14 protein-coding genes, 1 tRNA gene and 1 pseudogene are annotated in these 13,235 nt (G+C 63.9%); 6 read left to right on the top strand and 10 right to left on the bottom strand.

The genetic code is table 11. The annotated features are described in order from the left end of the window. Positions 1 to 74: 74 nt before the first annotated feature. Positions 75 to 374, bottom strand: coding sequence for a peptidase inhibitor family I36 protein (locus STRTU_RS16905; protein WP_246241399.1), 300 nt, complete (start codon positions 372 to 374; stop codon positions 75 to 77). Between STRTU_RS16905 and STRTU_RS16910 the strand changes: the two genes are divergently transcribed. Together STRTU_RS16910 and STRTU_RS36175 are read left to right on the top strand one after the other, a co-directional pair. Beyond that, positions 265 to 708 (top strand): NUDIX hydrolase, encoded by a 444-nt coding sequence (locus STRTU_RS16910; RefSeq protein WP_246240661.1) that lies wholly within the window; start codon positions 265 to 267, stop codon positions 706 to 708. The two genes, STRTU_RS16905 and STRTU_RS16910, sit on opposite strands and share 110 nt — an antisense overlap. Positions 709 to 1,308: 600 nt before the next feature. Then, entirely contained in the window at positions 1,309 to 1,446 is a 138-nt protein-coding gene (locus tag STRTU_RS36175) for a hypothetical protein (protein ID WP_371873605.1), read from the top strand. Here STRTU_RS36175 and STRTU_RS16920 read toward each other — a convergent pair. Both STRTU_RS16920 and STRTU_RS16925 read right to left on the bottom strand, forming a co-directional pair. Further along, positions 1,443 to 1,964 carry a toll/interleukin-1 receptor domain-containing protein gene (locus STRTU_RS16920; protein WP_246240663.1) on the bottom strand — a complete coding sequence of 174 codons (522 nt, stop codon included), beginning with the start codon at positions 1,962 to 1,964 and terminating at the stop codon, positions 1,443 to 1,445. The genes STRTU_RS36175 and STRTU_RS16920 overlap by 4 nt on opposite strands. Positions 1,965 to 2,295: 331 nt before the next feature. After that, positions 2,296 to 2,705 (bottom strand): annotated as a pseudogene (locus STRTU_RS16925) (VOC family protein). 153 nt (positions 2,706 to 2,858) lie between these two features. Between STRTU_RS16925 and STRTU_RS16930 the strand changes: the two are divergent. Further along, positions 2,859 to 3,815, top strand: coding sequence for an IS481 family transposase (locus STRTU_RS16930; RefSeq protein WP_159744271.1), 957 nt, complete (start codon positions 2,859 to 2,861; stop codon positions 3,813 to 3,815). 943 nt (positions 3,816 to 4,758) lie between these two features. Here the strand turns inward: STRTU_RS16930 and STRTU_RS16935 are convergent. Next, on the bottom strand, positions 4,759 to 5,334 hold the full coding sequence (locus STRTU_RS16935; protein ID WP_159744272.1) for a hypothetical protein: 576 nt from the start codon (positions 5,332 to 5,334) through the stop codon (positions 4,759 to 4,761). A gap of 413 nt (positions 5,335 to 5,747) precedes the next feature. Here STRTU_RS16935 and STRTU_RS16940 point away from each other — a divergent pair, with 413 nt between their 5' ends. Continuing rightward, a complete protein-coding gene (locus STRTU_RS16940) occupies positions 5,748 to 6,287 on the top strand; it encodes a hypothetical protein (RefSeq protein WP_159744273.1) in 540 nt (179 codons plus the stop codon). Positions 6,288 to 6,952: 665 nt separating this feature from the next. Here the strand turns inward: STRTU_RS16940 and STRTU_RS16945 are convergent. Further along, entirely contained in the window at positions 6,953 to 8,212 is a 1,260-nt protein-coding gene (locus STRTU_RS16945; RefSeq protein WP_269777366.1) for a hypothetical protein, read from the bottom strand. A 434-nt stretch (positions 8,213 to 8,646) separates the two neighbouring features. On the opposite strand from STRTU_RS16945, the gene STRTU_RS16950 reads away from it, so the two are divergent. Continuing rightward, positions 8,647 to 9,465 (top strand): IS5 family transposase, encoded by an 819-nt coding sequence (locus tag STRTU_RS16950; protein ID WP_159744275.1) that lies wholly within the window; start codon positions 8,647 to 8,649, stop codon positions 9,463 to 9,465. Positions 9,466 to 10,316: 851 nt separating this feature from the next. Here STRTU_RS16950 and STRTU_RS16955 read toward each other — a convergent pair. From STRTU_RS16955 to STRTU_RS16970, 4 genes are all read right to left on the bottom strand, one after another. Then, complete coding sequence (locus STRTU_RS16955; protein WP_159744276.1) at positions 10,317 to 10,496, bottom strand: hypothetical protein; 180 nt, start codon at positions 10,494 to 10,496, stop codon at positions 10,317 to 10,319. Positions 10,497 to 10,664: 168 nt separating this feature from the next. Then, on the bottom strand, positions 10,665 to 11,171 hold the full coding sequence (locus STRTU_RS16960) for an NUDIX domain-containing protein (protein ID WP_159744277.1): 507 nt from the start codon (positions 11,169 to 11,171) through the stop codon (positions 10,665 to 10,667). Between the two features lie 19 nt (positions 11,172 to 11,190). After that, complete coding sequence (locus STRTU_RS16965) at positions 11,191 to 11,667, bottom strand: hypothetical protein (protein ID WP_246240666.1); 477 nt, start codon at positions 11,665 to 11,667, stop codon at positions 11,191 to 11,193. 311 nt (positions 11,668 to 11,978) lie between these two features. Next, positions 11,979 to 12,464 (bottom strand): hypothetical protein, encoded by a 486-nt coding sequence (locus STRTU_RS16970; RefSeq protein WP_159744278.1) that lies wholly within the window; start codon positions 12,462 to 12,464, stop codon positions 11,979 to 11,981. Between the two features lie 378 nt (positions 12,465 to 12,842). Here STRTU_RS16970 and STRTU_RS35970 point away from each other — a divergent pair, with 378 nt between their 5' ends. Further along, the gene (locus tag STRTU_RS35970; protein ID WP_308789380.1) at positions 12,843 to 12,986 is read left to right on the top strand and encodes a hypothetical protein; all 144 of its coding nucleotides are present in this window, start codon (positions 12,843 to 12,845) and stop codon (positions 12,984 to 12,986) included. Positions 12,987 to 13,139: 153 nt separating this feature from the next. On the opposite strand, the gene STRTU_RS16980 is transcribed toward STRTU_RS35970, so the two are convergent. Continuing rightward, positions 13,140 to 13,226 (bottom strand) — tRNA-Ser (locus STRTU_RS16980). Between the last annotated feature and the right edge of the window lie 9 nt (positions 13,227 to 13,235).

Consider the following 13,235-nt stretch of genomic DNA (forward strand, 5'->3'; position numbering starts at 1 on the left):
CGGCCCCGGGTCGCAATGCGATGGCCGGGGCCATGTCCGCCTTCTGCGGATACCGAGTAACTCCTAGCCGCAGGTCACGGACCCATGACCGCGATGGACTTGATCGTCGCACCCGGCTTGGTCTGGCCCCAGTGGCCGGACTTGATGTCGACCCTCTTGCCGGAGCACGACGCGCCGCTGTAGACCCGAATATTCCTCTTGGCCTGGTTGGAGACAGTCTTGCCGCCCCACGGGTAGCAGCCCGGCGAGGGGTTCAAGCCACTGGTGGCCTTGGTGCCGCCGAAGTCATTCTTCGACCACGTGCAGACCGAGCCCTTCCGGCAGGCGGACGAGGCAGATGCGGTCGTCGAGGTGGCGAGCGGCAGCGTCGCGATAAGCGCAGCGCCGCCGAGCGCGATGGATTCACTCCCAGGAACAGCCGTCCGCGAAATGCGGGAAGAAACGGGCCTGGACGTCGAGATCACCGGGCTCGTGGGCACGTACACCGACCCTCGCCACATCATCGCCTCCTCGGACGGCGAGGTACACAGACAGTTCAATGTCTGCTTCACGGCCCGCGTGCTCGGTGGCCAACTGGCGATCTCGGACGAGTCCACGGAGCTGCGGTTCGCCCAGCCCGACGAGATTGATCAACTGCCGATGCACCACACGCAGCGGCTCCGGCTCCGCCACTTTCTGGAGCACCGTGAGCGGCCCTATCTCGGCTGACCTCGTACGCCGCCGCGATGGCAACAACGTCCGGCCCGCACCGCGGCGACCATCAGCGAATCAATTCGGCCCCGCTGACCGCGCGGCTTCGTTCCCAAGCCAGTTGCCTGCGCGTGAGCAGGCCGATGCGGCGGGCTGGTCGACTGGCAGGTGAGTGTGGATTCCACCATCATGCGCGCATCAGCACGCCGCCGGCGCCCGTCGGCAGCCGGATGCCCAGCGCGAGCCGCCCGGCGGGAGCACTCCGGAGCCGGGCGATCACGCGCTGGGCCGCTCCCGCGGCGGGCTGTCGACCAAACTGCACCTGGCCTGCGAGCACGGGCAAAGGCCCTTGTCGCTGGTCCTGAGCGCCGGCAGGCCGGGGATGCCCCGCACTTCGAGGCGGTGATGGCCGGTATCCGCATCGCCCGGCCGGATGGTGGCCGACCGCGGACCCGGCCGCAGCGGTCCGCGCCGACAAGGCGTATTCCTCCCGCGCCATCCGCGCCCACCTGCACCATTCCCGAGCCTGCTGACCATGCCGGTCACCGGCGCAGGCGCGGCAGCCGTGGCGGCCGGCCGCCCGCCTTCGACCCGATCGACTACCGCGGTCGGCATGCCATGGAGTGCGGCATCAACCGCCTCAAACGCCACCGGGCGGCAGCCACCCGGTTCGACAAGCTCGCCGTCCGCTACCTGGCCACCGTCCACATCACCGCCATCAACGAATGGCTCCATCTACTTCGAAACACGGCCTAGTTCGCCGGTGTGGGCGGCGCGGTCAGGTCGTCCTCAACGGCGACCAACTCGGCGATCTTGGTGGCAATGTCTGCCATCGAACCATCCGCCGTGTTCAACCCGTTTCGGGAGGCAAGCAAGGGGCTAACGTTCCGGAGTTCGTCGTAGGTCGTCTCGTGCACGACAGGAATCAGCAGGTCACGTGCAAGGAGCTCCGAGAGCTCCTTGTCAGAGACGCCCCGGCTGTCGACGCGTTGCAGTAGCGCAGGGGTGACCAGGACGAGACCCGTACGCGACCTCGCCAGGCCTCTGTCGATTTCCCGCATGAACGGTTGGCCGAGCACAATGTCCTTCTCGCTGAACCAGACCGACACACCCTCTGCTTCCAGCAGGTCGTGCAACTCCGTAGCAGCACCGCGCCGGTCATCCCACGCGTGGCAGAGGAAGACATCGCAAAGGTCTGGCTTTTGAAGCGCGCGCAACTCGGCGGTGCGGCGAACGGGAGTCAGCGCCCGCACCTCGGCAGGCGTGTAAGTCACGGAGGAGGTACTCGGTGACCAAGGCGGCCGCGTTCTGCCGCTAATGGACCCGCCTCCACTGCTCGCGCCGCCCCCACTACTGCTCCACGACGTGTAGTCCGGCTGCGGGTAGGAGGGCCGGGGCGATGAGTACCCGTAGCGTCGGCTGCTGCACGCAGGGCACGCCGCAGCTGCGCTGGCGGTCCGATGACCCCGGACCGGGGCCGTACAAAGACTCATAACTACACGGTAGTCCTGTGACTGCGGCTCGGTTGCGTCATCGCGATGGAAAGACGGCCGAGTACAGTCCGGCCCGATAGCGATCCGGCGGCACCCCTCTCAGAGCGCCTAATTAGTCGCGCTTGGGCCAGATCGGGCCCTGGTCGGTCCAGATGACACCCTTGTTGCAGCACAGGCAGAAGGGGTGGCCGATCGGGTCGGTGTAGACCTGCCAGCCGTAGCCGTTGGGGCCGATGAAGTCCTGCCATAGCGTCGCGCCGAGGTCGAGGACGCGTCGCTGCTCGGACTTGATCTCGTCCACTTCGAAGTCGAGGTGGAACTGCTTGGGGTGCTCGCTGTCGGGCCACTGCGGAGCGCGGTAGTCGTCCACCCGGATGAACGCCAGCTCGATCTCGCCGAACTGGATGCCAGCCCAGTCCTCGGAGCTGCCTTCCTTGATCGGACGGCCCGTCACTCGGAGTAGAAAGCTGCCAGCTTCATCGTGTCCGGGCAGTCGACAATGAAATCGGTGAGTCGCAGCATCCCGCGATCTTGGCACAAGCTCACACCCGACTTCGAGACAGGCCCTAGGTGTATTGATCACGAGCGTTGTTAACAGCCGGCTCGGTTTGATCAATGGCGAAGACCTCCGGTGTGGTGGAGGTGTCTAGGCTTCACCACACAACGGAGGTCTTCGTGTCCCACCGTAATGCCCGGTTGACTGTTCACGGCAGGAGGCTGCTGGTCGACCGGGTTCGGTCCGGTCGCCCCGTGGCCCATGTGGCAGCCGAGATGGGAATCTCACGCACCACAGCTCACAAGTGGGTCCGGCGGTTCGTGGCTGAAGGCGATGCGGGACTGCACGACCGTGCCAGCTGTCCGCACAGGACCCCGCACCGCACCTCCGCAGCAGATGAAGCACGTGTGTGCCACCTACGTACAAGCCGCAAGCTCGGACCGGCCCGCATCGGGCCGATCCTGGGGATGCCCGCCTCCACCGTGCACCGTGTCCTGACCCGCCACGGTCTGGGCCGCCTGGCCTTCCTCGACCGGCCCACCGGGCAGGTCATCCGCCGCTTTGAGCGCAACCGCCCCGGCGAGCTGGTCCACGTGGACGTGAAGAAACTCGGTCGGATCCCCGACGGCGGCGGCCACAAAGTCCTCGGCCCCCAAGCCGGCCGCGCCACCCGCAGCAGCATGGGCTTCGACTACGTCCACTCCGCCGTCGACGACCACACCCGCCTCGCCTACAGCGAGGTCCACGGCGACGAGAAGGCCGCCACCTGCGCGGCCTTCCTCGACAGGGCAGCCACGTTCTTCCAGAACGTGGGCATCGACCGCATAGAACGCGTCCTGACCGACAACGCCTGGCCCTACCGCAAGAACTTCGCCTGGCGCGACGCCCTGGCCCGTCTCGGCGCCACCGGCAAGCTCACCCGCGCCTACAGGCCGCCGACCAACGGCAAAGTCGAACGCTTCCACCGCGCCCTCGCCGACGAGTGGGCCTACACCCGGCCCTACACCAGCAACGACGAACGCACAGCCGCCCTGCCAGACTTCCTCCACACCTACAACCACCACCGCAGCCACACCGCACTCAACGGCCAGCCACCCATCACCCGCGTGAACAACGCTCCAGGTCAATACACCTAGGGCGTGTCTGATGGGTCCGTGATCGGACGGGAGATTCCGTGCCCATAGCCCGTGTATGAGTCACCGTAAGGGGCGCCTGGAAGCTCGCAGGAGCGCACGAGAACCACTGGCCGCAACGGCCGACGGCCGAAACAGACCCGTCAGGCATGCCCCAACGGTTTGACCGCTGGGGGGCGTTCGCACGCCTCACGCAGAGCAGACGCCAGCACCCCGAGCTCAATCCTGATCACTATCTTCCTCGCCCTGCCAGGCTCGCTTCGCCCTTCTGTAGGACTGAAAGACTCCCGGCAATTGGTCCAGAACGCCCTTGACCGAAAAGAGGAGGACAGAGATTACGCTTGCGCCGGCAAGGAGCCAGAGAACGATGATTTCGTCCACCGGTTCGTAGACCTTTCATTTACAGATGGTCGAACCGGCCGCAGACTGCAGGATCAGTTCGACCACAAACTACGTGGACAGAACTGAATTCCTGCCGACACCAAAAACTCAGACCGAGGAAACCCCTCGGGGGTTAGAACAGGGCACTACATGCGGGTGAGATCCCGCAGGGTTTGAAACCACTCCCTCACCCACCCGTGTCGGAGGCCCGAGCAAGTTTGTGGAATCCTTCCTGGCACCCCAAAATTCATCGGGCCGTCCAGGGCACGGACAGACTGCTTCCCGCAGTCTGAGATTGACAGGAACCTACCACAACTCCCCTTGAGCCATGGACCATTGAGCCGACCCATACCGGCTCTGCATCTACGCACCGTTCGCGCGGCAGGCCAGCACTACGCACGACCAGCACGTGTTGCTAGCACATGGGGTGCGCGACAGCGCACCCCATGCGGTGCGCGACAGCCCCGTCCTCAACCGTGGAGGTTGGGACTGTCGCGATCCGACCTGCCTCCGGTCTCGATCCGCCGGATAGTGCCGTTGTGATGTGTTGGGCCATCACTGCGCATCAGGCTCGCCGACGGGTTCCTGGAACAGGGGCGGTCGGATCAGGATTATCGAGCACCTTGGCAGCGGCGTCGAGGAAGCCTTCGGCTCCGGACTGAAGAGTCCGGAGCCATTGATCAGTTCTCCTGATCGATTCGATTTCCGGAGATTCCTTCGACTGAAGGACTGCTACTTCGTCGAGGATGGTGTGAGCCAACAGGTCTAGCTGGCGGGCTAGCTGGTACATGGATCGTGGGCCTTCCACTTGGATAGCCCCTCTTGCCCGCCTGATGCGCTCCATCACCTCATTGGCTACTCTCCGGGATTCATGAAGCGTGATGGGAACATGAGCTGGAGTTAGCACGCCCTGAAGGGACATGTCTTCCAGGACATCCCAGTTCTTGTTGTACACGTCGTCTATCAGGGCGTGAAAGACCAGGAATGCCTCCCGGCGAACCTGCCGCCGCCATTGCGCGTGTTCAGCTCGCGCCTGGATCCTTGCCTGCCTGATTGCTCCCCCAAAAGCTAATTCAGCGCCGATAGTAGTTGCAGCTGCCCCGACGGCTGCTCCTACGAGCGCCGCAATCCCCTCGTCCATGGCAACTCAGGGTATGGGCAGGGCGATGCCAGGGGAGGCCCAATTGGACGGATCAAAACGCATCGATCTTGAAAACTATCGCGGGGCGAGCCAGTGTGAGTTCTCCCTGCAGCCATCATGCAGTTTGGGCGCCGCCGACCAGCTGAAGCGGTAGGGGTACGGTCGCCCGCTCGCTGAGCCTGCTAGGCAGATCCATGCCGGCGCATCGGCATAAGCACTGGCTGCCTCCCACACTTCCGGCCCCAGAGTTTCCGTATGCGGGGGCCGGTCGGTCCTCTGATGATGGGAGCATGTCCCACCGCCGCCCTGATCTACGGGTCCGGCCCAGGCTCCGCCCCCGGAGGACCACAAAGCCGAGGGCTGTCGGACGGCGGCCGCCGACCGACCAGTCGCGCCTAGCGACGTGGGGTGCGGTGGTCTCGGCGATAGCGGCGGCGCTGGGGCTGCTGTTCTCGGGCACGGTGGCCTGGTTCAGCGTGAACGCGACACGCCAGCAGCTGGAGCAAAACCGGCGCTATCAGGCAGGGCGTGTGACCTTCTGGTACACGTTCACCGACACAGAGGACGGCGGCTACGGCACGGTGGTGGTCAACCGTTCGCTCGACCCCGTGACCGGCCTCTACCTGGTCTTCCAAGGGCCGAAGCAGGGGGGCGTCATCACACAGTACGAGAGCTTCTCACTTGGTTACGGCACGCTGCCGCCCTGTACCCGGCTGACGTTTCCACCGGGTTCGTTCTATCGCGACCTCATTCGGAGCCATATGGTGCCGGAGGACGCAACGCCGCGGCAGATCCGCTTCACAGACGCCGACGGCAGGAACTGGACCCGATCCGAAGAGAGTCTGCATCGTGGGCCGGACGATCCCACGATGGACAGACTTTCCGACTACGCCAATCCGGAGCTCGGCGTTCCCAAGGTGAAGCGCGAGCCAGCCCGGCACTGCGACGTGTAGTAGGGAGGAAGGCGGAACCCCCGCTTACCCGCCTGCCTGATCCAACGGATCAGAAGGTTGCAGGTTCCCCCTGTCGAGCGCACAGCACTCAGCCCCGCCCTGTCAGACCGGGGTGGTTCAGGCCCTTTGAACGTGCCAGATCCGTGCCAGACGGGGCGGTAAACCGCGGTCAAGAGCAGTCAGCCAAGGATGAGTCGTAATCCGGAACAGAGAAGGCCCTCGACCAGGACTTGCCTGGTCGAGGGCCTTCTACCCGTGGAGGCTGTGGGATTTGAACCCACGGTGACATTGCCGCCAGACAGTTTTCAAGACCGCTGAGCTTTCCAGCGCGACACCTGCTCCGAGCTGCGACGGAGCAGCAGTGTCCCTGACCCAGCCATGCGTCTTGGCCACAGGTTGGCCGCACCTCAGGCAGAGCTCACCCGGTCGGCGCCCCAGGGCGTGACGAGTCTCAACTGGTGAGCACCGCATTGGGAGTTCGATCCGAGTCCGCTCCGGCGACTGTCGGCGGCTGGTGTGACGGTCGCACAAGGGAGGTGGTGTACGCCTTCGTCTGGCGCCGTTGATGTCAGCCACGGATGTCAGAAGCCTTCTGATCCGTAGCTCGAGCGAGATTGGTCAACGACGGCCATACCGGCAACTGCGAGACCCCGGAGAATACGAGATCACGCCTTACCCCATCGGTCGATTACTGGGCGCAAGACGTTGAATTGACCATCAGTGTCGAGATCGATTGCCGTGTCAATATTTGACTCACCCAAGATAATCTTCCCGAATACGGTTCGCGTGAAGGGAGTGAGCAATGACGCGTACTTGCCGCTCTCCGTGGCCACGAGAACGTGGAGCGCCTCGCGACGATCTCGCCTCCGATCGCGCGGCGGAATTATCCGCCCATCCTTATCCAGCTTCTCATCCGTTGTGTACCAAGCTTCATTGAGGAAAATAACGCCATTAGCGCGCAGCGACTCCACGCGATCGGCGACTCGATGCATGGTGAGGTATTTTCCATTTTGATCGAAAAATATCGGCACCATGGAGTCAACTACCACATCATCTCGAAAGAACCAGATTAGAGGTACGTGCTTCTTATCGCGCGTAAGCGCCTTGCCAGCTTGCTCCATAATCTGCGGGGCTACCTCGATTGGGTTTCCCTGAACATTTACCGCAGAACCGTACCACTTTTGTGATTTCCTGTGACTTTCCGGGGCTTGCTCAATGAAATATGCGACCTCTTCGATTCCGCGACCTGCTTCCAAGTCCAAGTGTTCCTGCAACCAGCCAGGATTGATGTCCATGCAAGCGAGAGGCTCTGCAGTCAGGGCTGGGGTTACACAGGCTGGCTCGCGGGCACCTAAGCCGCATTCTTCCGAGCTGGCCGCATTATGGGCGGCCGCAATCAAGGCACTGAGGATAATAAACACTTCCCGTGTTGCGCTAAGGATTTCCCTGCCGGGAAGCGCTTTGTCAACCCATCGGCGAGAAATGGTAACGACGCCCATTTGGGGGTTTCCGGGATCAGAGAAGATTGTCGCAAGAATCGCTTTCGATGACATCCGAGGAGGGAATGCGAAGTTTCTTTCCTGCTTCCTTACCCAATCCCCAATCCAACGCACCTTGGCTTCGCTGAGTAGCTCAAGGTCGGATTCCTTTACGATTCTATTTCGAGAGTTTACTGACCAGCGCATCAAGGGGTTCGATTTCGCTGCCACCTGAAACTCCGTGTACCATTCCTCGAACCCGGGAAGGGTGGATTTTTGCTTCTGTAGCATAAAGGTGACATTCCGCATTCCCTGCATTAGGGAATTCAGATGCATTCGGACGTTCTCGGGCTTCATGTAGTCATCGGCCACCGCGTGCCACATTGCATGGCAATCCATGAGGCGCTTGTGTGCTGCCGAGATAGGGCACGATTTTTGGGCCGTCATGGAGTCATAGTGGCAGATCTGTGCGCTCGAAGGTGATATATTCCGGCTTTTTGGCAACGCCTACCCTGCCCCTGCTCCCATCTCGACCCACACACCGTGGAGCGGCCGTGGTTCGGGGCGTCAAGGTGGAACGCGCCACTGTACGAACGACCTTGACGCCCTGAACCGCGACTGCTCGGCTCTGCCTGGGTCGAAGGCGGTCGGGATGGGAGCCCCCTACGACGCCGCCGCCGGGCCCGCGGCCGTGCTCGCCACACTCCGGCAGGCACTCGCGAATGGTGCCCCTCCATCCCGGAGTCTGAGTGCCCCCGCCGGAGGCATCGTCTTGAAGTCGCGGGCTTGGTTCTCGTCTCATGCCCCTTAGGGGTCCTTGCAGAATGATCTTCGTGTGGCACGGTGGAGGGGTAGGTGATCTCGTTCCTCAGGGGTTGAGGATGACTCGGCCGAAGCCGTGGGAGATCAGTGACGAGCTGTGGGCGGTGATCGAGCCGCTTCTTCCCAGGCATGAACGCCGCTACCGGTATCCGGGGCGCAAGCGGATCGATGACCGCAGGACGCTGCAGGGTGTGCTGTTCGTGCTCTATACCGGGATCCAGTGGGAGTTCTTGCCGCAGGAGTTGGGGTTCGGTTCGGGGCCGACGTGCTGGCGGCGGCTGGCCGAGTGGCAGGCGGCCGGTGTCTGGGATGAGCTTCAGCGGGTGCTGCTGGGCCGGTTGCGGGCGGCGGACCGCCTCGACTTCTCCCGGGCCACGGTCGATGCCTCGCATGTGCAGGCCAAGCGGGGGCGAAGCCGCCCAAAAGTCGGCCCGAGTCTGGTTGACCGCGCACGGCCGGGCTCGAAACACCATGTGATGACCGACGCGCACGGTATTCCGCTGCGGGTGTCACTGACCGGCGGACACCGCAACGACATCACCCAGCTCCTGCCGCTGGTCGATGGTGTGCCGCCGGTGCGGGGCAAGCGGGGCCGTCCCCGCCGCAAGCCGTGCGCGTTGTACGCCGACCGCGGCTACGACCACGACATCTACCGCCGGCGGCTGCGCGAGCGGAACATCACCCCGAAGATCGCCCGCCGCGGGCAGCCCCACGGCTCGGGCCTGGGCCGCGTCCGATGGGTCGCCGAATCCGCCATCGCCCACCTCCACGGCCCCCGCCGCTTACGGATCCGCTGGGAGGCACGCGACGACATGCACGACGCCTTCCTCCAACTCGCCCACTGCATGGTGCTCGCGCGCAAACTCCCAGCTTTCTGAAAGGACTCCTTAGGCCTATCCATCGCAGGCGCGCGTCGGCGGCGGCAGCGCCGAGCTGGCCGAAGGCAGGAGCGCGGGCGCAGCCAGAGCCGGGAAGCGCGCCCGGCGGAGCGGAGCGCAGCCGGGTGCCTTGAGTAAGTGAAGACAGGTTTCGACAGTCGTTCACAGGCCACAACACAGTGACCTCCTCTTTGCGAACTATCGGCCACGGGGTCGCTGCGCCATTCCGCCTGCTCAACCGAACTGCAAGAGTTCATGACAGCCGACACTGGTTCTCACGGTTGCTGTACTTCGTTGCTTTACCGCAAGGCTCCGAGCGGAAGTGACCGTGGAACGCGGCTTGCTCATTCGACTGCCACCCGTAATCACATACACCGATACCAGGAATAGGAGAGCTTCGCTACACACCTAGGAAGTTGCATTGCAACCGTGGCGCTACCGATCTTTGCGACAGGCCGAGTCAGCTGCAGGGTGCGTCGTTGCGGGAGACAAGGCGCAATTCGTGATTAAATGCCCTGGCGGCTGACTATTGGACTGCGATTATTGGTGCGGGCAGTGCCTTGCTGGGCACTTCCGCCACTGGCTTTTTCACTCTGCGACAGGGCTGGCAGAATAGTTACGAGAAGGAACGCGATCGAGAAGCCCAACGGTGGCTGGTGCATCGCGAGGCAAGGCGCGGGGCCTACAGTAAATTAGTTTCAAAGCACTACGAGTTCGACAAGCTCGTAGAAGCGCTCTGGAAGAGCAGGTCGAGCGAAAATCCACAACTCATTTCCGACACTGAGGCAGTCGTTTCTAGCCTTCTCGAATTGGTCACCTTGGTGCAGCTTGAAGGCCCGCCAAGCGTCGGTCTAGCGGCCGAATCCCTTGGCAGCGCTGACCAGGATGTCGCCACTGAGCTGCAAGAGCTGAGCTTCCAATCCCGTCGACAGGGCTTCGACCGTCCCTTGGATGCAATCACAGGGCAAGTGGTCCGAGACATCGAGAATCTCGATGCGGAACGAGGGGGCAAACTTGAAAATTTCATTCATGCAGCTCGGCAGGCTATTGGAGGAGAATCCGTATAGTGGAGGCCACTCGGTGCGTCGACGAATGACATAGCTGTCGGCTGCTTTGCTGCCCAGTCGGCCAGCTGGTGTCCTCGCTGGCGGTGCGGAGAGAGTTTGAGGTCTGGCCCTTGGGGCGAGAGAAGGGGGCCCTTACGCTGGTCCGTGAGGCGATACCGGACCGTCATGCCCGGGAGCGTGACCGTGCTCCAGATAGGCCACCCGTCCTTCGGTCCGTGCCGCTGCCGCAGCGACGATTCGCCGAGCCAGCCGCGGGATCGTGAGGTCGGCGACGGCGTCCAGCAGGTGAAAGTCGTAGGCGCCGATTTCCGCGGCTTGCAGTTGGATCTGGTCCCGGAGTTGCACCGGCAGCACGCCGCCGTCGAAGAGGTAGAGCACCTTGTCACCTTCAGCCGGACTAGGCGCCCAGTCCACAGCGAGCAGGCGGCCAATCTCAGGCGAGATACCCAGTTCTTCGCGGACCTCCCGGACGCACGCCTGCAGCGGTGACTCGCCAGCCTCGACGTAGCCCCCTGGGATCTCCCGGTAGTCCTTGTACGTCGGCTCCAGCATCAGAACCCGGCCCTGCTCGTCGAAGAACAACGCGCCCGAGGCCATCCTCGGGCGCGCCATCTTCGCCTCGTGCTCGTTGTCGCTCATGCGAACGAGCCTGACCAGCTCACACCACTCGTAGCCGCTCCGCCAGGTCGGCGATCGGCCGGCTCGGGCGTCCTCGGGTGCCGCGGACCCAGCCCAGGACGAGGTTTCGGCTCATGTAGTGGTGCCTGACCTGCTCAGGGGCAAGTTGCTCGGCTTCCAGCACGGCGGCAAGCGCGTCGTCGGTGCGGTTCCAGGCGCTCAGCGCCCGAGCGACTTCCAGGCCGTGCCGGACCCGCCGCTCCACCGGCAGGCTGCTGGTGTCCACCTGGGGGCCGAGGTCCAACGCGACCTGGACGTCGCCCAGCTCGCCGGCAGCGGCTACACGGTGGATCGCCACGTTCGTCGGGCCGAAGGCCGTCCACATGTGGTTGGCGTCGGCGCCGAGCCGGGACGCGGCGGTCTCCGCTTCCTGGAGGAACTCCTGGGCTGTCGCTCGGTCTTCCGCTCGGGCCGCGGCCATGGCTCCGGTAAGGAACAGCGTGCCGTAGACGGACAAGTACGCTACCCCGGCGGGGGTCTGTCGGAGGGTGGTCCGCGGGTTCTACGCGAAGATCCTCCGCAGCCAGGAGCACCGAGCGAACCAGCTCATCGACGACGCCCCGGGGACACCGGAGGAGACCACCACCAAAGCGTGAGGTCGCGCTGCCGACCGAATCCTGGCCGCAGGCTGGCCACACGCATTCCCGGTGCACCGGCGGCCGACGTCTCCGGCCGGTAGCGCGAAGGGACCGTGGCAGTTGCCACGGTCCCTCGTTCGTTCTGCTGTGCTTGACGCCAGTCCACTACCCGGCGAGGCGCCAGGTATGGTCAGATATTGGAGGTGTTGGCCAAGGTCCAGCTAGTGCAGGCGTATGCCTTGCCGCCCTTGTAGCTGCAGGCGCGGAAGTCGAGCTCCCTATTCTCAGGGAAGTTCCGGACGAATCCCGTTGACTTGCCGTATCCAGCCGAGGACACAAGTGTCTTCGTCGAGTAGTAGCGATTGGGGTCTTCCTCCTTCGCCAACCGGTACTGGACGGCAGCCGAGGCACCATCGGGGGCATTGTCATGGACGCGGAAGCCGTCGCCGTCGGGCCAGTACTCCACATATGTGGCCTTGGTCTCGGAGTAATATTCCGTATCCGCCATGGCGGAAGAGGCGGAGTACCCGATGACGCCGAGGGCCGCGAACACCGTGCCGGCCCCCATCAAGGCGCGCCGCTTCAAAGATGAGTTCAAGTTTCCCCCGCAGTAAGTCGAGTTCGGTTCCGGGGCACGCTCATAGACGCCATGTGCGCGGCTGGTCTTGGTGCGCACTGGCTGCGAGCGTGTGGTCGTGAACTGCCCCGTTCCTAACGTGCGATGAAGCACATTAGATCTTGAGTGGACAGTAGCCGGACGTCGACCGGCCAAGCAACTGACTACAAGGCAGAGACCTTGCGGGCTCGACCCATCTCGACGACCCGCGCGCACAGCTCCGATGTGTGCCCAACTCAGCAAGCGGGACTGCAAGCTTCCCGCGTCCGGCTGGGGAGAACTCATCCTGAACCGGAGTCGCCCGGAAGTCGGTGCGGGTTGGACGGACGACGGCAAGCCCTACGAACTCCGCGGGCTCAAGCGCCGTGCGCGGAAGGCCACCCGGCCGGTCCCGATCCCGCCTGTCCTGGTGGCGAGATCAAGGCCGGAGTCGACCCGGTGGAAGTCGCCCGGCGGGCCGGGCACAGCATCGCGGTTCTCTGGAAGTTCTACGCGAAGATCCTCCACGGCCAGGAGCACCGGGCGAACCAGCTCATCGGCGACGCCCTGGGGGCACCGGAGGAATCCGCCACCACAGGGTGAGGTCGCGCCGCCGGGCGAATCTGCGCCACAGCCTGGCGCCACACGCCCTGGTCACGAGTGGGATCCGGGCGCATGAGGTGAGACAGCAAACGCAGTCGGAGCGGGCCCCGGAAGTACCGGGACCCGCTCCGACCTGCAGTTTTGCTACCTCGGCGGAGGCTGTGGGATTTGAACCCACGGTGACGTTGCCGCCACGACAGTTTTCAAGACTGTTCCCTTAGGCCGCTCGGGCAAGCCTCCCCGCGGCAC

The organism is Streptomyces tubercidicus (assembly GCF_027497495.1).
Lineage (GTDB): Bacteria > Actinomycetota > Actinomycetes > Streptomycetales > Streptomycetaceae > Streptomyces > Streptomyces tubercidicus.